The 20,443-nt window shown below is 43.9% G+C and carries 25 protein-coding genes and 1 tRNA gene; 10 read left to right on the top strand and 16 right to left on the bottom strand.

Annotation, left to right across the window (positions count from 1 at the left end; all coding sequences use genetic code 11):
- The first annotated feature begins 24 nt into the window (after window positions 1-24).
- On the top strand, window positions 25-576 hold the full coding sequence (locus CHRO_RS01715; protein WP_015152449.1) for an NUDIX hydrolase: 552 nt from the start codon (window positions 25-27) through the stop codon (window positions 574-576).
- A gap of 123 nt (window positions 577-699) precedes the next feature.
- On the opposite strand, the gene CHRO_RS01710 is transcribed toward CHRO_RS01715, so the two are convergent.
- The 13 genes from CHRO_RS01710 to CHRO_RS01655 form a co-directional block, all read right to left on the bottom strand.
- Window positions 700-1,335 carry a hypothetical protein gene (locus CHRO_RS01710; RefSeq protein ID WP_127024597.1) on the bottom strand — a complete coding sequence of 212 codons (636 nt, stop codon included), beginning with the start codon at window positions 1,333-1,335 and terminating at the stop codon, window positions 700-702.
- A 186-nt stretch (window positions 1,336-1,521) separates the two neighbouring features.
- On the bottom strand, window positions 1,522-2,400 hold the full coding sequence (locus CHRO_RS01705) for a serine/threonine-protein kinase (RefSeq protein WP_015152447.1): 879 nt from the start codon (window positions 2,398-2,400) through the stop codon (window positions 1,522-1,524).
- 458 nt (window positions 2,401-2,858) lie between these two features.
- Window positions 2,859-3,845 (bottom strand): tetratricopeptide repeat protein, encoded by a 987-nt coding sequence (locus tag CHRO_RS29350; RefSeq protein ID WP_015152446.1) that lies wholly within the window; start codon window positions 3,843-3,845, stop codon window positions 2,859-2,861.
- Between the two features lie 98 nt (window positions 3,846-3,943).
- Window positions 3,944-4,417, bottom strand: coding sequence for a globin family protein (locus tag CHRO_RS01695; RefSeq protein ID WP_015152445.1), 474 nt, complete (start codon window positions 4,415-4,417; stop codon window positions 3,944-3,946).
- A 45-nt stretch (window positions 4,418-4,462) separates the two neighbouring features.
- Window positions 4,463-4,945 carry a 2Fe-2S iron-sulfur cluster-binding protein gene (locus CHRO_RS01690; RefSeq protein ID WP_015152444.1) on the bottom strand — a complete coding sequence of 161 codons (483 nt, stop codon included), beginning with the start codon at window positions 4,943-4,945 and terminating at the stop codon, window positions 4,463-4,465.
- A 29-nt stretch (window positions 4,946-4,974) separates the two neighbouring features.
- Complete coding sequence (locus CHRO_RS01685; protein WP_015152443.1) at window positions 4,975-5,643, bottom strand: V4R domain-containing protein; 669 nt, start codon at window positions 5,641-5,643, stop codon at window positions 4,975-4,977.
- A 55-nt stretch (window positions 5,644-5,698) separates the two neighbouring features.
- Window positions 5,699-6,184 carry a globin family protein gene (locus CHRO_RS01680; protein ID WP_015152442.1) on the bottom strand — a complete coding sequence of 162 codons (486 nt, stop codon included), beginning with the start codon at window positions 6,182-6,184 and terminating at the stop codon, window positions 5,699-5,701.
- Window positions 6,185-6,196: 12 nt separating this feature from the next.
- Window positions 6,197-6,718, bottom strand: coding sequence for a hypothetical protein (locus CHRO_RS29345; protein WP_015152441.1), 522 nt, complete (start codon window positions 6,716-6,718; stop codon window positions 6,197-6,199).
- Entirely contained in the window at window positions 6,715-7,437 is a 723-nt protein-coding gene (locus tag CHRO_RS01670; RefSeq protein ID WP_015152440.1) for a V4R domain-containing protein, read from the bottom strand. Before CHRO_RS01670 ends, CHRO_RS29345 begins: the two co-directional genes overlap by 4 nt.
- A gap of 279 nt (window positions 7,438-7,716) precedes the next feature.
- The gene (locus CHRO_RS34135) at window positions 7,717-7,848 is read right to left on the bottom strand and encodes a hypothetical protein (protein ID WP_256498657.1); all 132 of its coding nucleotides are present in this window, start codon (window positions 7,846-7,848) and stop codon (window positions 7,717-7,719) included.
- 72 nt (window positions 7,849-7,920) lie between these two features.
- Complete coding sequence (locus CHRO_RS01665) at window positions 7,921-8,145, bottom strand: DUF167 domain-containing protein (RefSeq protein WP_015152439.1); 225 nt, start codon at window positions 8,143-8,145, stop codon at window positions 7,921-7,923.
- Between the two features lie 293 nt (window positions 8,146-8,438).
- On the bottom strand, window positions 8,439-8,984 hold the full coding sequence (locus CHRO_RS01660; RefSeq protein WP_015152438.1) for a DUF2231 domain-containing protein: 546 nt from the start codon (window positions 8,982-8,984) through the stop codon (window positions 8,439-8,441).
- Window positions 8,985-9,094: 110 nt separating this feature from the next.
- Complete coding sequence (locus CHRO_RS01655) at window positions 9,095-9,835, bottom strand: LmeA family phospholipid-binding protein (protein WP_015152437.1); 741 nt, start codon at window positions 9,833-9,835, stop codon at window positions 9,095-9,097.
- Window positions 9,836-10,202: 367 nt separating this feature from the next.
- Here CHRO_RS01655 and CHRO_RS01650 point away from each other — a divergent pair, with 367 nt between their 5' ends.
- A complete protein-coding gene (locus tag CHRO_RS01650) occupies window positions 10,203-11,243 on the top strand; it encodes a hemerythrin domain-containing protein (protein WP_015152436.1) in 1,041 nt (346 codons plus the stop codon).
- Window positions 11,244-11,343: 100 nt separating this feature from the next.
- On the opposite strand, the gene CHRO_RS01645 is transcribed toward CHRO_RS01650, so the two are convergent.
- Window positions 11,344-11,430 (bottom strand) — tRNA-Ser (locus CHRO_RS01645).
- A gap of 129 nt (window positions 11,431-11,559) precedes the next feature.
- On the opposite strand from CHRO_RS01645, the gene CHRO_RS01640 reads away from it, so the two are divergent.
- Window positions 11,560-11,922: a 2Fe-2S iron-sulfur cluster-binding protein gene (locus tag CHRO_RS01640; protein WP_015152435.1), complete on the top strand. Its 363-nt coding sequence runs from the start codon at window positions 11,560-11,562 to the stop codon at window positions 11,920-11,922.
- A gap of 21 nt (window positions 11,923-11,943) precedes the next feature.
- Here the strand turns inward: CHRO_RS01640 and CHRO_RS34130 are convergent, their stop codons facing one another.
- Window positions 11,944-12,078 (bottom strand): hypothetical protein, encoded by a 135-nt coding sequence (locus CHRO_RS34130; RefSeq protein ID WP_255409948.1) that lies wholly within the window; start codon window positions 12,076-12,078, stop codon window positions 11,944-11,946.
- 36 nt (window positions 12,079-12,114) lie between these two features.
- Between CHRO_RS34130 and CHRO_RS01635 the strand changes: the two genes are divergently transcribed.
- From CHRO_RS01635 to CHRO_RS01610, 6 genes are all read left to right on the top strand, one after another.
- Entirely contained in the window at window positions 12,115-12,513 is a 399-nt protein-coding gene (locus CHRO_RS01635) for a thermonuclease family protein (RefSeq protein WP_199755768.1), read from the top strand.
- Window positions 12,514-12,530: 17 nt separating this feature from the next.
- The gene (locus CHRO_RS01630) at window positions 12,531-13,361 is read left to right on the top strand and encodes an inositol monophosphatase family protein (RefSeq protein ID WP_015152433.1); all 831 of its coding nucleotides are present in this window, start codon (window positions 12,531-12,533) and stop codon (window positions 13,359-13,361) included.
- 97 nt (window positions 13,362-13,458) lie between these two features.
- Entirely contained in the window at window positions 13,459-14,418 is a 960-nt protein-coding gene (locus CHRO_RS01625) for a J domain-containing protein (RefSeq protein WP_015152432.1), read from the top strand.
- A 10-nt stretch (window positions 14,419-14,428) separates the two neighbouring features.
- Window positions 14,429-15,706, top strand: a complete 1,278-nt coding sequence (locus CHRO_RS01620) for an ATP phosphoribosyltransferase regulatory subunit (protein ID WP_015152431.1) — start codon at window positions 14,429-14,431, stop codon at window positions 15,704-15,706.
- 91 nt (window positions 15,707-15,797) lie between these two features.
- Window positions 15,798-16,793 carry an ROK family protein gene (locus CHRO_RS01615; RefSeq protein WP_015152430.1) on the top strand — a complete coding sequence of 332 codons (996 nt, stop codon included), beginning with the start codon at window positions 15,798-15,800 and terminating at the stop codon, window positions 16,791-16,793.
- Between the two features lie 94 nt (window positions 16,794-16,887).
- Window positions 16,888-17,697 carry a creatininase family protein gene (locus CHRO_RS01610; RefSeq protein ID WP_015152429.1) on the top strand — a complete coding sequence of 270 codons (810 nt, stop codon included), beginning with the start codon at window positions 16,888-16,890 and terminating at the stop codon, window positions 17,695-17,697.
- A gap of 89 nt (window positions 17,698-17,786) precedes the next feature.
- Here CHRO_RS01610 and CHRO_RS01605 read toward each other — a convergent pair whose 3' ends face one another.
- On the bottom strand, window positions 17,787-18,653 hold the full coding sequence (locus CHRO_RS01605) for a 6-carboxytetrahydropterin synthase (RefSeq protein WP_015152428.1): 867 nt from the start codon (window positions 18,651-18,653) through the stop codon (window positions 17,787-17,789).
- Window positions 18,654-19,212: 559 nt separating this feature from the next.
- On the opposite strand from CHRO_RS01605, the gene CHRO_RS01600 reads away from it, so the two are divergent.
- Window positions 19,213-20,436, top strand: coding sequence for an MFS transporter (locus CHRO_RS01600; RefSeq protein WP_015152427.1), 1,224 nt, complete (start codon window positions 19,213-19,215; stop codon window positions 20,434-20,436).
- The last annotated feature ends 7 nt before the right edge of the window (window positions 20,437-20,443 follow it).

The following is a 20,443-nucleotide window of genomic DNA, read 5'->3' as shown; positions in this document are numbered from 1 at the left end:
GAATTTTGTTCCCTACTCCCTCACATGATGCAAGAACCGCCACAATTGCTCAAACATCGCCTGTTTTACCAAGGGCGTAAATTTAGTTTTGAAGTCAATCGCTATCGTTTACCTAACCAAGTTGAAGGCGATTGGGAATGCGTCCGTCACCCGGGAGGCGCTTTAGCTGTTCCTATTACTCCAGAAGGTAAATTAATTTTATTGTGGCAATATCGCTTTGCCACACAAGGCAGAATTTTAGAATTCCCTGCCGGGACTGTAGAGCCAAACGAAGAACCGTTTGACACGATTCAAAGAGAAATTGAGGAAGAGACAGGCTATCGCGCTCAAAAATGGCAAAAACTAGGACAATTCTTTCTTGCCCCTGGTTATTCTGATGAAATTATTTATAGTTTTTTAGCGCAAGATTTAGTTCCTTTGGATGCGCCTCCTAGTCAGGATGCGGACGAAGATATAGAAACAGTCTTCATGACACCCCAGGAATTTGAACAAGCCATTCTCGTCGGACAACCAATAGATGCTAAATCTATTGCTAGTTTTGTCCTAGCTAAACCGTTTTTATTTCCTTCCCAATAAATAACTTTGTGTTGGGGAGTCGGGAGTCGGGAGTGGGGTTTAGTGAGTGGCTTGTGGCTAGTGACTAGTGGAATCAGATTCAATTCTTGTCACTAGTCACTGATGACTGATAACTGTTAACTGTCAAACTTGTGCCGATCGCGGTTTTGCAGCAACCCAGTGAGAGTAAGAAGTAACTTGAGTAATTAATACCCCTTCCGGTAATTCACCAATTTTTTTATATTCAATTGTAGTTGTAAAGTCGCGGATGAACTGAGCAACTTGACAGACGTAGCCAACGATCCATTCTTGTAACCAATTGAGTTGTTCGACATTGGCTACATCCTTTCCTTGTCCAGCAAAGGTGATTTTGCCAAACCGATCGAATTCAAATAAATTTAGCCATTCAAAATCAGGACGAGTTGATTTCCATGTGTTGATAGTCAACGTGCGCCCTATGTAATTGATACTATATTCATTCAATTGAACCAGGGCTTGAACTATATCTTCAATCTTGACAGCTACTCGCTTAAAACCTAATATCCATAAGATCTGGCGTTTAATCTCGCCTAATCCTTGATAGTTATGGGGACTTTCTACAGAAATTCTTTGATGATTGGCTACTAACACTTCCAGTTTTTCAACTTTAGTAGAAATTTCAGTAGTATCGGCATAAAGAGTTTGTAAAAGTTGTTCGATCGTTTCTTCCAGATAAATTCCTCTTAAAAGCTTTTCTAAAGTTTCTTGTGTGTTGAAACAAAAGCCGGCTTTTTGACTCAAGATTGTTTTCAATTCCTCTTCGTTTTGTAGCAAGAGTTTACGAATATAATAACAAGTCGAGAATCCAGGTTTAACTAAGTAGCTCATGATATTAATTGATAGTAAAGGTAACGTGATGTCGTCAAAAAATAAGTAGATTCTTAAACAAAAAATGTGGCGATCGCAATTGATTAGCTTATTAGTTTACTAGGCTTGCGTACTATTTAGGTAAGAGAATGAAGGAATATTAGAAGGTATATTTAGAGGAGGAATATTACCGTACGTTACTTTTTCTACTTCTATGGCTAATTGCACTGACTTCATCATCTCAGCTGCTGATGGAAACCGCTTGTTAGGGAATTTTTGCATGGCAGTGGAGATTGTAGAACGTAGTAAGAGCGGAACAGCGCTAGGAATTTCCACAGCTTGATTCATGTGAGCTGTCATCAATTCTCCTGGCATTCCTGAAAAAGGACGAAAACCCAAAACCAACTCGTACAGCATGACTCCAACTGCATAAAGATCTGACGCTGGAGAAGATTTACCATAAAATCTTTCTGGAGCCATATATGCAGGAGAACCAGTACAGATAATTTTATCTGTAGAAATTTCTTGACAAACTCTTGCTAAACCAAAATCAGAAATCCGAGCTAAGTAGCTAGTAGAACCTATACTAATTAAAATATTTTCTGGCTTAATATCGCAGTGAACGACACCACGAGTGTGTGCGTGTCCCAGTCCAGCAAGAATATCTGTAATAAATTTCAAACCGTGAATGAGATTAAAGTCATCGCTTTGCATGAAATTACGCAAAGTTCCGGCTTCGCAATAGTCCATAACCAGAAATCTTGCATTTTTTATATGCTCTATACCTTGGAAAGAAATGATATTTGGATGCTGCAAGCTAGATAAGAAATGTAATTCTCGTAAAAACTTTTTCGTGGGAAACTTTTGTTGGTCGAGTTCTTTAAGTGCTACAGTTTTACCATTTTTTTTATCAATAGCACAGTAGACTCGTCCGAATTGCCCTTGTCCAACTAGCTTTAAAATATGATATTTGGAGGAAATTGGTAAAGTTTCACTCATAGTTTTTAGGATAAAAAGTATCTTAATTTTTGTGTCGGTTACAACGATTAGAGCGATATAATGCTTTGTATCAAATCTGTTATGACTGCTCTGCTATCTGCTAGTTTTAATTTTAGATATTAGTCTTTTAGCGGAGTTTCTATAAATGCTTGAAATACCAAAACAGGCTCGATCCACTGACTGACAGCTCAAAAATTGAAAATAACTGAGAATTGGGGTCATGTAACCCCAATTCATTTTGGTCAACTTTGCCTTAGTCAGGAGTTACGCACAAGAAAATCTGAGATCTCGATCCCCCCTGGTTCCCCTCTTAAAAAGGGGGCTTAAAGTCCCCCCTTTTTAAGGGGGTTTGGGGGATCGACTGCGTAAGTCCTGCTTAGTTTTGGACTAAACAAAAATGACGTTACATAGATCGGGCAGATTTCGTTACGGCGCGATCGCCTCCCAATTGACCTAAATTAAGAGAACAAAGACTCTAAGGCAATATCTTCAAACGAGCCTGCCATTGAGCTTTCGTAAGCTACCTCTGTGAGCGCTTCTGCTTCACTAGGCGAATCTAAATCGTGAAACTTCTTACCGAGGTCGCGAGCAATTTGATATTTATCAATCTCACCGCTCTCAAAAAATAGTCTGGCGGCTTCGCGTAAATCCCGTACTGCCGCTTTTTTATCACCGAGATCGGCATGGGCAAGACCGCGACTTTGAAAAGCTTCTGCATATTGAGGATTAACTCGAATTGCTTCTGTAAAATCGCCAACTGCTGCTTCGCGATCGCCCAAACGTTGATAACTCAAACCGCGATTGAAGAAAGCATTAGCAGAAATCGGATTGATCCGCAAACTTTGAGTGCAAGTCTCGATATCGCGCAAAGCATCTACAGTTCTAGCAATCTTAGCTTGTTCGTTCATTAAACGGTTGTTTTGCTCCTGTACTAGCATATTAGTTTGTTGCTGGAGCTGCTCTAGCTGCTGGTTGAGCGTTTCTAGTTGCGTTTGTAACTGATTTTGAATGTTTGCGTCTTGCTGTTGGAGTTGAGCAATACTGCGATCGCTATTTTCTCGCGCTTGTTGCAAGTTATTATTTGTTAGCTGAAGATGTTCGTCTAACAACTTAATTCCAGCTTGCGCTTCACCGTGCTTTTTCTCTGTTTGTTGCTCGAATGTTCCCAATTCTTCACTCAGTCTTTCTAGATTAGATTGAGTTTTGACCTGCTCTTGCAAAACTTGAGCGATCGTGGCTAAATTGTGTTGTTTTAAATGATCTAACAGTATCCGTCGATTAGTTAAGTTGAGCGCGACAGTTACAGAGAGCGGAATTGCGGCAACTGCTGCCTGGTTGAGCATGAAAGAAGCGATCGCGCCACCAATTGAACCAACGACCGATGCGATTTCTACCTTTTCTAACCAAGGATATTTATTTGCTGGTGCTGTGAAATTGTCTTGCATAGTAACTTACTTTGAATTTTCAATTAAGGAAATGGTAACGGGGTAATGGGTAATGGCGATCGATAAATAACTAACAACTACCAATTACCAACTACCAGTTATGTTTTACCCAAAATCACTTGGTTGAGTCCTAAAACTGGAGATGCAAGCGCTGCTTCTTCAGCAGATAGAAACTGTTTCATCAACTCATTTAGTAATGGATATGTGATGTTAGCAATATGTCCGTATTTGTAAGCACGAACGATAGTTTGATACCAAAGCAAACAACTTTCTCGCAGGCGATCGAGGTCGCTACTCAATACAGTTGTGGCTGTGTAACGTATCATATTTTTCAGATCGCGTTGGCAGGTTGAAACATTGAGTTTATTGTTACCTTGCCCAAACAAATTCTCGTTAGCAGCCCACTTTGCCTCCAACTGACTGAGAACTTCTGCCTCAGCAGCTTGGATTTTTTGATATGCGCTTGCACGAGTATCAAGAGACTCAATGTAATCTTTAAGAAACTGAAGTTCTTCTGAAGTAGCGTAGCGACCGTCCGCTTCTACGGTTAAGCGGGCTAACTGACTTAACATAAACTTTTCTCCTCCTGGACAATAAAAAATCTTGACTATTAGCGCTTAAGCATCGCTGGCATGATTCATATACTCAGAAACCTCAGTACGAGTATCTTGAAGTTGAGTAATCATCGAACGGGTAACTAACTTACCTGCTTCCACAAGGATTCTACCGTCTAGAGGGTGAAGGATGTTTTGTTCTGCCCGCGTGCCGATGAGAGACTCAATATCATCAATTGCACTGACATACGTACCAGCAGGTAATTCAACGACTACACCTTCACCAATCACTAAAGCTTGACAAGCGAGGCGAGAATGATTGTTGGCAGAAGTAATGACCTCAATTGTCCGCCGTTCGCGTCGGCTGGGTGAAGATAAGCTTTCCATACCACTTTTGATGTAAACATGGCAGGTAGCGCACATTCCTCGACCGCCACACTCATGCAACACATTCAGTTCGTTTTTTAACAGAACAGATAGGATGTTGCCATTCGTTTGAATGGAGGTTTCTTCACCGATTGGTTCTAGTCTGACAGTCTTTGCCATGTTTTCCTAATTGCTAATTGCTAATTGCTTTATTGATTAGAACTATTGCAGAGTCGGTGCATGATAATTTCATGCTCTTGCTGTTCTTCTAACCAAGCATCGGCTGGTTTGATTCGTTGTGCTAAGCCTAGAACAAAGTGGTTGTACTCAGCTCCGAGAGATTCGCAGGTTGTTTGCAGGCAGTGAAGTTCTCGTCCTGTCAGTTGGCTGAAGAAAGCGCGGAGGATACCTGCTTCAAAATAGCATACTGGTCTTTTGCTCTGGGGTGCTTGCTTGGCGTAGGGAGAATTCTGGGTTTTGACGACTAAAAATCCTTGTTGGTAGTAGCTCAAATCTAATTCAAAAGTTCCCCAACCATGAGCTTTCCAACACTGTCTGAGACACTGAGTAAACTCAACCATCTCCATTTGATCGATCGGTTTAGAGTAGTACTCGCTAACTTGTTCGACGAACCGAGCGTAGAAATTTTTGCCCCACCAGCGCCCGCAATTGGCAAGTACTACACCGGAAGCTTGACCTGTTTCTTGGTTGAGTGCGGTGTAAATCGATTGAATCAGCGTGTCTGGAATTGCTATGAGGCGATCGCCGTGGCGATTTTCCAGCAAACCTGATTCAAAATCACCCTGAATGTAGGCATCAAAGGCAAAATAATTTCCTGGTAAGCGTTCGTCTTTGATTAAATCGGCGACAGTAATCATGATTTTGTCTGTTGCTTCTGCTTGTTTGATAGTGAGTTATGCTGACGAGTGATACTTATGCTGGCACTGTGGCTGCACTACAAGTTCCCATGACAGCTTGTTCCACTTGAGCTAAGAACGGTTGCAGCAGAGCCATTTGTTCCTCAGCCAAAATTTCTGGCAGGCGAGTTATGAGGAACTGATAAAGGGTTGTATCAATGCCTTGTGTTTGGTGAACTTGAATGATGTCCGTCAGCCATTCCAGCAAACGATGTTGGAGAAACATGGGATTATTCAACAGCATTGCCATTGCACAGTAACGTAGCGTTCCCAGCCAATTTTTTAAGGCGCGTTCGATGGTTTCTTGTTTGTGTTGGGGAAAAGCTACGAGCAGTTGGTCAGCGATCGGTTGAAAAATAGCAATTTCGTTATCCCGCAGCACTTCATAAACTTGCAAGCGTTGGGCAAAGGATGAAACATGATGCTTCAAAGCAACTATTTCTTCTAGCCTAAGATAGCGTTCTTCAGCATCATCAAGTATGGCTCTGATTTCTGGGTACATAAATTTGCAGCTTTAGAATAGATCTGATAAGTCTGAAAAGGTCGGTTCGGGAGCTAAAGGTGGCGGTAGCTTAGTCGCAGACTTGGGCAGAGTTCCAATTTCTGGATTCCCTTCCCAAGGAAGATACCCAAAACAATCTCTGACTCGTTGTTTCATTCGGGCATAGGGGTCTAGTTGTCCCCAGTTAACATCCTCAACTGGTCGCCCTTGCCAATTGCAATGGCTGAAGAATTTTTTGACGGAAAGCCGCAACCAAGCTGCATGAGGATTGGCGATGGGAGTAAAATGCTGTAGCGGCGATTGATTTTGTAGTGGCGCTGGAATCGGCACATCACTCTTGGCTGGCTGTTGTTCTCCTTCCCATCCACAAAGCCGCAAGAATTGTTGAACTGTCAAGCATTCCCAAGAAGATAGGAATTCCTCGCTAAGTTGATGTTGCGGGTAATCGGCATCCTCAATCTCTTGTCCGTCCCAGTTACAAGAGTGCAAAAATTGCTGTACCGATTGGCACAGCAAAACATTTCGATTCCTCATCCTAACCGTTCTCCATGACGCAGCCGCTTTTCAATATCGCGAGCTGTAGCACCTTCGTTGTGCCAGAAGGCAGCAGCATCAATCCGGTCTTTTGTACCCAAGAGGAATTTACAGTATGTTTCTCCCATTGAGTAGCACTGAATTTCAATGCAACTCAAGGTTTTTTTAACGAGATCGCTAAAGAATCCAGCAAATAATCCCGCATAGATATGACAAACTGGTTTACCAACATCGCCCAATGTTCTAGCTACGGCAGAATCGAAGATGTTGACGAACATGAACCCGTTTTTATGGTCGCTCATATCGACTTCCCAGTTGCCCCAGCCTTGAGCGGTGAAGGGCCACCACCATGCTTCTAGCATGTACAGGGAATTGACTTCTTTGACGTTCTTGCCATATTCCTGCTCAAACCACTGTTGAAAGAATTTGGCATCCCTGGTTCCCCACTCGAAGCCAATGTTGTACATCAAGACTGTAGAAGCGCTACCGACTTCTTCTTCCAATCCCTCAATTAATCCTACGATGAAGTCTTCTGTGGCAAATAGATGGCGCTGGTCGTGCCAATCGGTGACAATGCCCGTGTTCGGTTGAAATTGGAAGTAGTCATCAAAGCTGTAATGGTCGTGCTTCTGGGGATACTTCTTCTTTAAGGAATATTCTGCTTGTGTACCTGGTTTTGAGTGAGTAGAAAAGAGCAAATTGTCGGACGAGATAACCATTTAAAAAATACTCCTATGCATGAAAAATCGGGTGATTCTTCCGTGTAGTTTCTAGCGCGAGGCTAACTTTTTATAGCGTTAAAGCCTACAAAGTTCCCTGTTTTACATATTTAACTTTTATATTTAACTGTGCGTCAGTTAGGCGAGCATCCTTGAATTCACTGATTTTTCTATTAATTTTCTGTAATATTAGGATGATTACGCGATCTTACGGAATACAGTTATCAGTTATTGTCGGGGTAGGTATGAAGCACAGCTTTACTCGCTAAGGCTGTCCATCTATTTGCTAAACTCGCCCGTACAGTTATCAGTTGTTAGTTGCCAGCGATCGCCTAATTTTGCTGTTTGGTGGAAGATGACTATACTTGCTGCATAATTATTTTTGTAAATTCTGTTTGTTGAGTGCTTCAATTAAAAGTATAGATTTTCGACGAAACTGTTTCTGCATTTGTATGGATATTTTTATTTATGATTTTAAATATTTCAATTCAAGTCAATTTCAATTAATTTTTGACGGGATACCAAGCCGGATTTAATTTTAATTCGAGTTTTTGGGATTTCAAATTTTTTAGCTAATAGTTGAATTAATTCTTGGTTAGCTTTACCATTTATGGGCGGAGATTTCAAATGAACCGTTAAACTGCCATCAGGTTCTTCTTTAATAGCTGGATGCTTGGAATTTGGTGTCACTTTAACTTTCTTATGCATTTTCTTTCGTCTCTAATTGCCGCAACCACAACCATCCTAAAAAACAGCCTAATATATACTAGGGAAAGTTCCACCAAGAAAAGATGGAGCCGAGTCATGCCTGCTCTAAGAGAGTAGAGCAGCTCTTTTCCAACAGAGAAGGAGGTCACAATAAAAGAAAGCCCATCGTAGAAACGACGAGCATTGAAATAGTTATGTATGTGGTTTGAGTAGAGTTCGGTAACATGGACTCAAAACTAAAGGTAAGCGGCGATCGCAAATATTAGCTTACCTCAAGAATAGATATTTGCTAACTATGGTTCTGAACGGCTACTGTTGCCAATTACAGCAATTTTATGTCGATAGATTAGCTCTGCGCCATACCAGCCGGACAGTCCTAAAAGTGTTGCAGTAATGAGTGAAAGTGTCAAGCCTGTAGGCAAAATAGCCCCTACTACATTGTTAAGCCGGAGTAAGAGATTAATACCCGTCAAGACAATAATAGTAATGTTGAGAACCAAATGCGCCAAACCAGCAGTACGCTTACGCACGCGATCGATTCTCAAGAAGTCCATCAAACCTGTCAGGGCTGCTGGTAAAGTCGTGGCAAACCCAGCCACTACTAACCAAAAAGATGCTCTTGCCCAGAAAGAGTCTTTATTCAACCAATAGACTGCATCAGTGACAGCCAATGCCAATAGAAAAGCGATCGGTAAGGTCACAAGCAATGGGTGGATCGGATGACCCAACACTGCCACTGTACTAGGTATACCAGGATCGCGGTATTCGCGCTCGTCATTCTCAATCAGGGCAGGAATGTCAGGATATGGTGGCGTTCCTGTTTTTTGTTGTGTGTCCATAAGAGTGAGTGGTTATGGGGAGCCAGTGCGTTGCGGGAGTTACCCCGTTATAGCAACTGACGTTTAGGGGTTAGGGGTTAGTGCTAACCCCTAATACCTCAAATTACAGGTTATGCTGATGGAATTTGCGTAACATTAGCCTCTGCAATTAGGGCGATCTTTCCTGCTTCGACCTGTAAATTTTTGATACGGAGGGAGATCCCTTCGAGGTCAAAGTTGCTCAGATTCAAAATTTCACTGGTTGCATCTACTAAAGCCTTAGTTAACTCTGGAGATTGTGCTTGTTCGTCTCCATATTGCACGTCTTTTAAGGTGACAGTTTGCCCTCCAGATGCAACTTCCGGTACGGCAGTAAAAGCTACTTGCTTTGTTTCGTTAGTTTCCTGCAAGCGGATGTTGGCATTCAGGGACACTTTTCCTTCACCTGGTAGTTGGAAATCTACCTGCTGCGGAACTACGGTCATCTGTTGCCCGTTAATCTCAATTTTTGTGGCTTGCAGTTGCTGACGGATGTACTCGGAGTTGAAAGCACGATTGATGTCTGCTGCTGTCAAAACCACGCGAGCCTTACCTTGGGTTGGTTGAGTAAGTTCGATTTTACCCATTGCCGCACTGAGGGGGTTAATGGCAACGCTATCCACCTGCATATCCATCTTTTCTACTCGCAGGTCTTTTTGCATCACCATTCCTTCACCTGCGATCGCCACCGAGTCTACTTGTCCTTGCAATGCTTTGAGCGGATCTGTTTTAATATCTACATCTAACTTTTCTACTTCATCGAGTTGACTAGACAATCCGATTTCTGCTGCTTTATTCAGCGCTTGTTCTCCCAATCCTTGTTGTTCTGACATCCGAATCTTATACCCTTAGTTTGCTCCTCTTGAGTCAATCTAACGATTTGTCAAACGTTGTGTATCTGTCTTGTGGTGGAGGAGATTCTACGTTGAGTCAACCTATATCAAAACGTCAGCAGATTTTTAGTCAATAGACAAATCTTCCTTAAACAAATTTTAATTTTTTCTGCTTGAGAAAGCCTGACAAGAAATATCACCTATAAGCCGAATTAATTAGCTATCTCTGAGCCTTTTTCCACCTTTTGACTGGTTTTTTCTAACTATGCTACCGATCCATCAAAAGAAAGATGGAATTGGGCAATCTGCGTGACAACCTAAAAGATGTAGCCGATACATCCAAAAATCTTGAGAGGAACTGGAAAAGATGGTCGTAACATTAGACGATACCAAGCGTTCTGCTATTGCGGTTAAACTAGCTGACGTGAAAGCTCTACAAGAGTTAATTATTTCTAACGAAGAAACACTGCTAGGACAAATCAACGATTCGGAAATTCAAAAGCGGCTTCAAGAAATGCTCGATTCCGATCGCAAGAACTTGGGCGTTATTGAGACTGTCATCGTACAATATGGCATTCAGGGAGAACCCAGAAAGGTTACACAAGAGCTAATCGAAAAGACCAAGCAAATGATGCAAGGCTCTGAATTGTCTTTGTATGACAAGTTCGCTCAGCACGAACTGCTCAAACACGGACAAGCAATGACTGGTATCATGCTGCACAAAGCTGCTCAAGTCGTAGGTGCAGATGTCGATATAGCGTTCGGTCCTTTGAATACAGTTAACTTTGAAAACAGAGCGCACCAAGAACAACTCAAAGGGATCTTAGAGCAAGTTGGGACTCGCGAGCTGACTGGCAAGGATGCAGACCAAGGGCTGTGGGCGCGCGTACAAGATGCGGTTGCGGCTTTCTCTGGCGTAGTCGGTAGTGCCGTTACCCAAACTTCTGATAAGAAGGATATGAACGTCCAAGATCTGATTCGTGCAGATCACAGCAAAGTGAATACACTGTTCACCGAGTTGTTGCAGAGTGACAATCCTCAGAAGATCCAAGAGTACTTCGGTCAAATTTACAAAGATCTGTTGGCTCATTCGATCGCAGAAGAGGAAGTAGTCTATCCTAGAGTGCGTGCTTTCTATCCAGAAGACAAAGTTCAAGAACTCTACAGCGAGCAAGCTGAATTCAGAACCAAATTAGATGAGATTAAAGCGATCGATCCTTCTAATTCGCAGTTCAAAGATAAAGTTAAGCAACTGATGGATGCTGTGGGCGATCACATTCGTCAAGAAGAGTTCGACATGTTTACCGCAATTCGTAACAACCTCAGTAGCGACCAAAGCGAGCAAATGGCTAGCGACTTCAAAGCTGCTAAAGCCAAAGCGCAACAAGAAATGGGCGTTGTCAGCTAGGCTGATGCGGTAAGACCACAGATTAATTTTAGTGGAACGTAAATTTAGTAGGGGCGCACAAATATGCGCCCCTACTTTTAATCGACGTATGAAATTTCAACGGAGAGGGTGGGATTCGAACCCACGTTGAAGTTGCCCCCAAACAGCATTTCCAGTGCTGCGCCTTCAACCACTCGGCCACCTCTCCAGGTGTCGCGATCTCCCATCATACAATAGAAAAGAATATTTTCAAACCAATCTAAAATCGTGTCACTTGCTCTAACGGATGAAACCTCCGCAAGGCAGTGGCTCCAAAATCTAAAATTCAAAATTGCTTATGACACATACAATTCGGATACACGATCGCGCCAACGGTACAATTCATACTGTCGAAGTCCCCGCAGACCAATACATTTTGCGATCGGCAGAACAACAAGGGGTAGAATTACCATTTTCTTGCCGTAATGGTGCTTGTACGACTTGCGCTGTTAGAGTGTTATCGGGAGAAGTGTATCAGCCAGAGGCAATGGGACTCTCACCAGAATTACGCGATCGCGGTTATGCTCTGTTATGTGTTAGTTATGCTCGTTCTGACATGGAAGTAGAAACCCAAGACGAAGATGAAGTTTATGAACTGCAATTTGGGCGTTATTTTGCCAAAGGTAGAGTTAGGTCGGGATTACCTTTGGATGAGGAATAGTCATCAGTTATCAGTTATCAGTTAGTGAGTAGTAGTTTCTCCCGTGTCTTCCTTGTCTCCCTTGTCTTTCTCCCACTCTTGTTTATTCAGGGTTGTCAGTTTCGTGCGATCGATAACGGAATGCCAGCGCAGGTTGTGCGTGTAGTCAGCGGACAAACTCTAGAAGCCATAAGTAGAGGGGAGGCTTTCAAAGTGAGACTTGCGGGAATTGAAGCCCCAGATATCCAGCAACAGCCTTGGGGACACGCAGCTAAACAGCAGCTAGAAGCAACGGTCAACGGCAAGACAGTTACCTTAGAACTTGACGGACAGCCAGATAAATTTGGGCGACAGTGGGCTTATGTGTGGCAAAATGGCAAATTGTTGAACGAGCAACTACTGAAAGAGGGATATGTTTTGTGGGATGGGCGATCGCGCGATCGTAAGTATGACGATCGCTTGGAAAAAGCACAAGCCTGGGCAAGAATCATGGGGCGTGGCGTGTGGGATGTGAAACAACCAATGCGGCAAACCCCGACTGAATTTCGGCAAATGGCGGGAGTCGGGGAGAAGAGGGATAAGGAAGACAAGGGGGACAAGGGAGAATATTGACAAATGACAAATGACAAATGACAAACGATCGACAACTCCAAACATTCTTAGATGTTGCTACAGAAGCCGCCTTAGCTGCGGGTGCGGTTTTGCTGAGCTATTTAGGTAAGCTAGAAGAAGTTAGAGAAAAAGGACGGGGTGGAGATTTAGTAACTGCTGCCGATCGAGCATCGGAAGTGGTAGTTTTAGAAGTCTTACAGCGGCATTTTCCCGATCATGCCATTCTAGCGGAAGAATCGGGCAAGCTGGGGAATGCAGACAGCGAATTTTGTTGGGCGATCGATCCTTTAGATGGAACGACAAATTTCGCGCATCAATATCCTTGTTTCGCCGTGTCAATTGGGTTATTAATAGCTGGAGTTCCACAGGTTGGAGTCATTTTCGATCCTTATCGTGATGAATTGTTCCGAGGGGCAAAAGGGGCGATCGCGACCTGTAACCGCAAACCTATAAGCGTTTCAACCACAGCCGAACTGAGTAAGTGTCTTCTGGTAACTGGTTTCGCCTACGATCGCCGCGAAACAGCTGATAATAACTATGCCGAATTCTGTCATTTGACTCATCTGACTCAAGGAGTCAGGCGCAGCGGCGCAGCAGCTTTAGACTTAGCTTATGTTGCCAGCGGGCGCATCGATGGCTACTGGGAACGGGGAATTTCTCTGTGGGATATTGCTGCTGGAATTGCCATTCTCAAAGCAGCAGGGGGTCAAGTCAGTGCCTATGATGGTAGCCCAATCGACCTAGCAACTGGCAGGATTTTAGCCACGAATGGACTAATTCATTCAAGTCTCAGCCAAGAATTACTTCAAGTGCCACCACTCTCAACTTGGAGTCATTATAATCCCTAGCCACAATCTGGGAATTATTAGATTGGTGGTGATAATTAAACCACGCTAATACCACATTCCAGCGATCGTGCAATAGGCAGAGGTGAGACAAAAACATATGTCTTTTAAGATTGATGGCGGATTATTTTTATTTGACTTCACAGATTGCCATGCAATTTTGGGCGTTCCAATTGATGCCGACTTTAAAGAAATTCGCAAACGCTATTTGATTATTGCTCGCTGCTTACATCCCGATACTTGCACGGCTAAAAGTATTTCAGATAAACAAGCGGCAAATCATATTCTGTCTAAGCTTGTCAATCCCGCTTATAAAAAATTATCCCAGGATTACAGTCGTGTTGAATACATGGTGATGCTGCGGGAGATGGGCAAGCGGTTAGCTCAGGAAACAACCAGCATTTCGCTCAAAAACGAACTATCGATCCAGCTTCAACACAGCACAGATATCGACCAAGTCTATCAAAAAGCGATCGCTGAAGTGACAAAACAACAGTATGAATCTCTCGAAAGAATTATCCCTATAATTAGTCAAATCAGCGAATTAAACCTAGTCTACTTAGGGCGTAAAGGTGGTACTGGATTTATGGTTGCTAGAACGACTGTGCCATCTGTGGTTCCCAACCAACATTCTCGACCGGCAGCATCTTCGCCTCCCCCAACTGAGCCAGAGTCACCTCCATCGCCAGCTGAACCCTATCTTCGTCGCGCCCAGTCTTTAATGGAAAAGAATCTCTTCGCCCCAGCGAGTGTAGAGCTGAAAGATGCGCTGAAGCTAGAGCCAAATAATAGTCGCTGTCATAGCTTAATTGGCACGGTTTATTTGAAGCAGAATCAGGCTACTATGGCTAAGGTACATATTAACAAAGCCCTACAATTAGACCCTAAAGATCCGATCGCCCTAGAAGGAAAACAACTGTTAGATCGGCTAGCGAGTAAAGCTGGCACTCAAACAGCCACTTCTGATAAAACTGCATCTAAAACTGCGTCGAAAAAACCATCAGAGCCATCTGGAAGTGGGGGAATGTTTGGCGGTCTATTTGGAGGCAAGAAAAAATAAACAAAAATCAATGGTCTACCAATCACCTGCGGGAGCAAGAGATTTATTACCCTTAGATGTGGCTCAGAAACACTGGGTCGAAGAACGGTTGCAGCAGGTATTTCATCGTTGGGGCTATCACCGCATCATTACTTCAACTCTCGAACGGTTAGATACGCTGATGGCTGGAGGAGCAATTCAGCGATCGACGGTGATCCAAGTTCAGGATCGCGAGGAAGAATTGGGGTTGCGTCCAGAATTGACAGCCTCGATCGCTCGCACTGCTGTAACTCGGATGGCAGGAGCGACCTTTCCGCAACGCCTCTACTACAACGCTAACGTCTTTTGTCGCACGCCCGATAGCAGTCACAACCGCCAGTTGGAGTTTTATCAAACTGGGGTGGAGTTGCTGGGTAGCGAAGGATTGCTGGCTGATGCTGAGGTGTTATTACTGCTGGCTGAGTGCTTGAATGAATTGGGTTTACACAACTGGCAGCTGATTCTGGGCGAAGCGGAAATTACCCAATCATTATTAGCTTCTTTCCCCGCATCTGGGCGCGATCGCGTTCGACAGGCGATCGCTCACCTCGATCGCGTCACGCTCGAAACTCTACCTTTAAGCGAAGATCTACGAGCTAGAGCTTTAGTGATGCTCGATTTGCGCGGACATCCCGCAGATGTATTGCAAAAAGTCACAAAATTAAGTTTAGACGCACCACAACAAGCAGCTTTACACCGACTCAAATCGCTAGTTGAGATTTTGGATCGATGCTTTAGTGTAGACTCAAACCAAAACTCGCAAAACTTTCCAATCATTCTAGATTTGAGCATGATTCGCACCTTTGACTATTACACGGGGATCGTGTTTGAAGTCATCGGCAATGCAGCGATCGACAATCTAACAGCTCAACCGCAAATTTTAGGGCAAGGAGGTCGTTACGACCAACTTTTAGGACTGTATCATCCCCAAGGTAAAACAATTCCGGGGGTTGGCTTTGTCCTCAACACGGAAGATTTACAACAAGCCTTACTGTCTGCCGATCGCTTACCGCAAGCCACACCCGCTAGTGATTGGCTCGTTGTCGCTCGATCGCCAGCAGCTTACGCGGCTGCTTTTGCCTATGCAGAAAAGTTACGCTGTACTCCTGGGTTGCGAGTCGAAATGGACTTAGGCGATCGCCAACCAGAGGAAATCCGCACCTACGCCCGCCAGCGCCGCATCCAACAAATTGCTTGGCTCAAAGATGACGGTTCCGCTGAGATTGAAACGCTGAAGAGGGAGCAGGGACGAGCTGGGAGCAAGGAGTAGGGAGGACAAGGGAGACAAGGGAGACAAGGGGGACAAGGGAGCAGAGGGACAGAGAAGAATTCACCAACTACCAATTACCAATTACCACTCAATGAATCTAATTCTGGCGCTAGATTTTGGTGGAACTAAACACGCGGCGGCGGTGGTAGCTTCAGGAGAAAAACACCAGTTGAGTGACAAAAGGGTTTTTTCACCGCCAAATCCTCATGCTCAATCCGATCTAGAGATAATGTTGAGTCTGGCACGGGAACTGTTAGCAGGTAGAGAACCAAGGGCGATCGGTGTCAGCTTTGGTGGACCTGTGGATGCTACAAGCGGTAAAGTCAGACTGTCGCACCACGTCAGCGGGTGGGAAAATATGCCTTTACAGGAGATCCTAGAGCGAGAATTTGGCGCTCCTGCCAGTGTGGACAACGATGCGAATGTCGCGGCATTGGGCGAACATCGCTATGGTGCGGGGATGGGTTATAACAGTTTGCTTTATATTACTGTCAGCACGGGTGTAGGTGGAGGCTGGATTCTCAACGATCGCCCTTGGCGGGGAATAGAAGGAATGGCAGGGGAGATCGGACATGTAGTCGTCGATCCGACTGGTCCTGTTTGTTTGTGCGGTAAGCGTGGATGCTTAGAACGACTGGCTTCTGGTCCCTACATCGCCCAACAGACCAAGGATCGGTTAAATTTACATCCAGATAAAGGGAAGCTGTTGCGATCGCTTTGTCACGATAACCTAGATGAGATAACGGGACTGATGGTCAGTCAAGCCGCTACCCAAGGAGATAAAATTGCGATCGAGGCATTAGAAACAGCTGGTTGGGCTTTGGGAGTAGCGATTGGCAACGTCGCCAACCTCATCAATCCCCAACGGTTTATTTTAGGTGGTAGCGTCACCAAAGCAGGCGATCGCTTTTGGAATGCTATCCACCACATAGCGCGAGCCACAGCATTACCCGAAGTCCACTTCGAGATCGTCCCCGCCGCCTTGGGAGATAAAGCGCCACTTTGGGGTGCAGTCGCTTTAGCAGAAGATGTACTGATGAGGGAGCAGGGACGAGCTGGGAGCAGAGAGCAGGGGGAAGAGAGCTGAGGGAGCAAGACAATTCACGCATTCACCCATTCACGCATGAATTCCGAATTCCGAATTCCGAATTCTCCCAACACCCTTTCTTCACTGATAACTGATGCACGGCTACATTTCCCCGAATCGATTTTTTCCCTATCTTTCTTGGGCTGACATTCAAAAGATGCCGGATAAAGAAAATGTCGTCATCATTCAACCTGTAGGGGCGATCGAACAACACGGACCCCATTTACCGTTAATTGTGGACGCTGCAATTGGTATGGCAGTTTTAGGCAAGGCATTGTCTCAATTAAGCGATCGCATTCCCGCTTATGCCCTACCACCCTTGTACTACGGTAAATCGAACGAACATTGGCATTTTCCTGGCACGATTACCCTAAGTGCGTCAACTTTACTTGCGACTTTAATTGAAGTTGCTGAAAGTATTTACCGTGCCGGATTTCGCAAATTCGTGTTGATGAATTCTCACGGCGGACAACCCCAAATTATGGAAATTGCCGCACGGGATTTGCACGTCAAATATGCAGATTTTCTCGTATTTCCCCTCTTTACTTGGCGGGTTCCCCACATTGCCGGAGAGTTACTTTCCGATCGCGAGAAAGAGTTTGGGATTCATGCCGGTGATGCTGAAACTAGTGTGATGCTGTCGATTTTACCAGAACAAGTCAAAATGGAAGCGGCTGTGACAGAATACCCTCACGGCTTACCTGAAGATAGTCTGCTTTCAATGGAAGGGAAATTACCTTTTGCTTGGGCAACCCGCGATCTGACGCAGACAGGAATTTTAGGCGATCCGACCGTAGCGACAAAAGAAAAAGGCGATCGCATCCTTGCCTCGGTCGCTGATGGTTGGGTTCGAGTCATTGCAGACATCTATGCCTTTCAGCAACCACAAGCTTGGAAGCAGTAAACGGTTAGCAAGCGATTGTCAAGATAGATAGCGATCGAGATGCTTTGATTTAGATCGAGCGCGATCGCTACCATTTCTACTTCTACGACTTAAACTTGGGCTAACGCTGGTTCTCTAGTTGCGCTCTTGATTGAATCAGCTGGAGTACAGTAGACTTCGCAAGAATTATTTGGACTTTCAATCAACTTGACCTTGTGTAGTTCTGCGCCTAACTCTCGCACTGGCTGTTGCAGCACATTTGAGATATATACGGCGATATTTTCTGCCGTAGGCACGACTTTGGCAAAGTAGGCAATATCTTTGTTGAGAAAAGTATGGTCGAGTGGTTCAATAACCAAGTCTTCGATCGCTTGGTTCAATGCACTCAAATCTACAATCATGCCCGTACGAGGGTGAATTTCCCCCTTTACAGTCACTTCTAAGTGGTAATTGTGACCGTGACCGTTTGGACGAGCGCATTTTCCGTAAATTTCTGTATTCTCTTGTTGGTTGAGATCGGGATGAGCTAACCGATGAGCGGCGCTAAAATGAGTGCTAATAGTTAAGTATGCTTCCATGCCATTTCCTTGATATTCTGCCCAAAGTTGAGGATGTTCAAATAACTGAATTTTGACTATCGGTAAGTGTGAGGCAAGCTTTTGCCAGATGACGCGGGCGATATTTTCCGTTGTTGGCAATGTTTGCTGAAATTCTTGCCAAACGTCATTGAGATAGGAAAAATCTAGCTGGCTAGTCACTTCTCGCTTAATTACGTGCTTGACATCAGACAGGTTTAAAACCATGCCATATTCATCTAACTCTCCGAGAAGAGAAACAAATAAGACGTAGTTGTGTCCGTGACCTGGAAAGCGGGAACATAAGCCAAATTGTTGCTGGTTCTCTGTTTCGCTCAGCTCTGGCAACCAATAGCGATGGCTGGCGGAAAATTGAGCGCGGCGGTTAACTATACATTGCATGAGCGCACAGGGAGCAGTATGTAAAATTTCGTAAACTTAACACTTTTACTAGAATAGACCAATTGCTACCGCGATAGCAATGAGTTGGTAGTTGGTAATTGGTAGTTGGTAATTGGTAGTTGGTAATTGGTGAGTTTTATATTCTGAGATATAAACGGACGATTGGATTTAAAGTAAATCATAATAATTTCAATTTTTGGCTCAATAATTTGAGTAATATGAGTCGATTGATTACTTTTTAGTTTTCTGAAAAGTTATTTTTTGGAAAAATATTTAACTCATTCATTAAATGAAATACTTTTTATAGCCACGGGAGAAAAGAGGGATGACGGTACAGCTAAAGAATAAAATCGCGATCGCCCACAATAGAAATAGCCTCGTTGATAGATCGACTTTAACAATTGAGCATCAAAACCTTGAGCGTTGCCAAATTTTTTACATAAAATAGTGCATCTAGCCGGAAAAAGCTTTGGTGAGTTTGTGTCTTTAAATATTGCAGGTTGTTAAATTTTAGGTTCTTGAATTTTATCTAACGACTGAGACACAAAGGATATAGAGCATGGAAAAACAGGAGGAAGATCTATCCGTACCAGTATTGTGGTTGCAAGTATGGGGATTGGCAGGATTGCAAGGGGCGATCGCACTAACTTGGTTGATTTATAGCGTGTATTTGCCTAAATTGCTGGAAGAATCTTACTTTCCCGCCCCTGTTAGTTCTGCTCTACTTGTGGTTGGAAATGGATTGGCAGTGGTACTAGAACCTTTGATGGGAGGCTTATCCGATCGCGATAAACAGCAGTTTGGTAGCCGTTTTCCGCTCATAGCAGCAGGGATCGTTTTGGCATCAACTCTATTTATAGCAATTCCGACTGTGGTTGTTTTCGGCAAGGGTGTAGGTGAATTTCGTTGGGTGTCAATCGTGGTATCGGTAGCTTGGACTCTGGCAATGATAATATTTCACAGCCCAGCAATATCTTTACTAAGAAATTATGCCCCTCCAGAGGGATTAGTGCTAGCTAATAGTTTGTTAGTTCTCGTAGCCGGATTATTGACAGCTTTTAGACCAGTTGCTCACAATTTAGTGTTAAATTTAGATACTATTTTTGCTTTTGCGATTGGTTCGTTTTCATTGCTAGGTGCGGCAGCTATTTTAAGATATGTCAATTTGCCAGAAACGTTGGCAAGGGCAAATTTAACCGTTAGAGCAGCAATAGAACACAAAAGCACAGACAATCCACCACTCAAAATCGCTTTAAGTTTAATTTTTTTAAGTGGGATGGCGATCGCTTGGGGAACGCAGTTTTTGACAGTTACTTTGTCCAAAATGCTGATGCTACGACTAGAAATTAATAACGTGGACTGGTTGATGGTAGGAGTGGGGATTATGCTGGCACTTGCAGCTCCGCCAACTGCTGATTGGACGCTGCGGCTAGATAATCGACGTGCTATATGTATAGGTGCGATCGCAACTGCTATCTTGTTACAAATTGCAGTATTTATTCCCAGTTGGTTGACTTTGATTCTTGCCATCCTCGGGTTACTAGTTGCTTTTAATCTTGTACTGAATGGTGCAATTCCTTTTGTCCTGATGTTAGTAGCACCGCATCAAGCTGGAATTGGCGTAGGAATGTACTTCGGTGGTATAGCTGGGGCAGAAAGTCTATCAGGATTGCTCCTTCCCCCAGAGCAAAGCGTTATCCCTTCTGTAGGAGCCATTGGTGGGGCGATCGCTTTTCTGTGCTTGGCTGCCTGCGTAAGAGTTAGTGGCAGGTGGCGAATCTAAAGTTTCT

The sequence above is a fragment of the Chroococcidiopsis thermalis PCC 7203 genome (assembly GCF_000317125.1).
In the GTDB taxonomy this organism is placed as follows: domain Bacteria; phylum Cyanobacteriota; class Cyanobacteriia; order Cyanobacteriales; family Chroococcidiopsidaceae; genus Chroococcidiopsis; species Chroococcidiopsis thermalis.
The sequence above is the reverse complement of the archived record's forward strand: the minus strand, read 5'-3'. Positions and strand labels throughout refer to the sequence as shown.

Excerpts from the sequence above, each read along its gene's own strand:
- CHRO_RS01660 (WP_015152438.1), bottom strand. The coding sequence starts at position 8,984 with ATGGACACACAACAAAAAACAGGAACGCCACCATATCCTGACATTCCT.
- CHRO_RS01610 (WP_015152429.1), top strand. The coding sequence starts at position 16,888 with ATGCACGGCTACATTTCCCCGAATCGATTTTTTCCCTATCTTTCTTGG.
- CHRO_RS01695 (WP_015152445.1), bottom strand. The coding sequence starts at position 4,417 with ATGTTAAGTCAGTTAGCCCGCTTAACCGTAGAAGCGGACGGTCGCTAC.
- CHRO_RS01680 (WP_015152442.1), bottom strand. The coding sequence starts at position 6,184 with ATGTACCCAGAAATCAGAGCCATACTTGATGATGCTGAAGAACGCTAT.
- CHRO_RS01670 (WP_015152440.1), bottom strand. The coding sequence starts at position 7,437 with ATGGTTATCTCGTCCGACAATTTGCTCTTTTCTACTCACTCAAAACCA.
- CHRO_RS01690 (WP_015152444.1), bottom strand. The coding sequence starts at position 4,945 with ATGGCAAAGACTGTCAGACTAGAACCAATCGGTGAAGAAACCTCCATT.
- CHRO_RS01715 (WP_015152449.1), top strand. The coding sequence starts at position 25 with ATGATGCAAGAACCGCCACAATTGCTCAAACATCGCCTGTTTTACCAA.
- CHRO_RS29350 (WP_015152446.1), bottom strand. The coding sequence starts at position 3,845 with ATGCAAGACAATTTCACAGCACCAGCAAATAAATATCCTTGGTTAGAA.
- CHRO_RS01665 (WP_015152439.1), bottom strand. The coding sequence starts at position 8,145 with ATGCATAAGAAAGTTAAAGTGACACCAAATTCCAAGCATCCAGCTATT.
- CHRO_RS01625 (WP_015152432.1), top strand. The coding sequence starts at position 13,459 with ATGTCTTTTAAGATTGATGGCGGATTATTTTTATTTGACTTCACAGAT.
- CHRO_RS29345 (WP_015152441.1), bottom strand. The coding sequence starts at position 6,718 with ATGAGGAATCGAAATGTTTTGCTGTGCCAATCGGTACAGCAATTTTTG.
- CHRO_RS01630 (WP_015152433.1), top strand. The coding sequence starts at position 12,531 with ATGACAAACGATCGACAACTCCAAACATTCTTAGATGTTGCTACAGAA.
- CHRO_RS01705 (WP_015152447.1), bottom strand. The coding sequence starts at position 2,400 with ATGAGTGAAACTTTACCAATTTCCTCCAAATATCATATTTTAAAGCTA.
- CHRO_RS01615 (WP_015152430.1), top strand. The coding sequence starts at position 15,798 with ATGAATCTAATTCTGGCGCTAGATTTTGGTGGAACTAAACACGCGGCG.
- CHRO_RS01685 (WP_015152443.1), bottom strand. The coding sequence starts at position 5,643 with ATGATTACTGTCGCCGATTTAATCAAAGACGAACGCTTACCAGGAAAT.
- CHRO_RS01655 (WP_015152437.1), bottom strand. The coding sequence starts at position 9,835 with ATGTCAGAACAACAAGGATTGGGAGAACAAGCGCTGAATAAAGCAGCA.
- CHRO_RS01605 (WP_015152428.1), bottom strand. The coding sequence starts at position 18,653 with ATGCAATGTATAGTTAACCGCCGCGCTCAATTTTCCGCCAGCCATCGC.
- CHRO_RS01640 (WP_015152435.1), top strand. The coding sequence starts at position 11,560 with ATGACACATACAATTCGGATACACGATCGCGCCAACGGTACAATTCAT.
- CHRO_RS01650 (WP_015152436.1), top strand. The coding sequence starts at position 10,203 with ATGGTCGTAACATTAGACGATACCAAGCGTTCTGCTATTGCGGTTAAA.
- CHRO_RS01600 (WP_015152427.1), top strand. The coding sequence starts at position 19,213 with ATGGAAAAACAGGAGGAAGATCTATCCGTACCAGTATTGTGGTTGCAA.
- CHRO_RS01620 (WP_015152431.1), top strand. The coding sequence starts at position 14,429 with ATGGTCTACCAATCACCTGCGGGAGCAAGAGATTTATTACCCTTAGAT.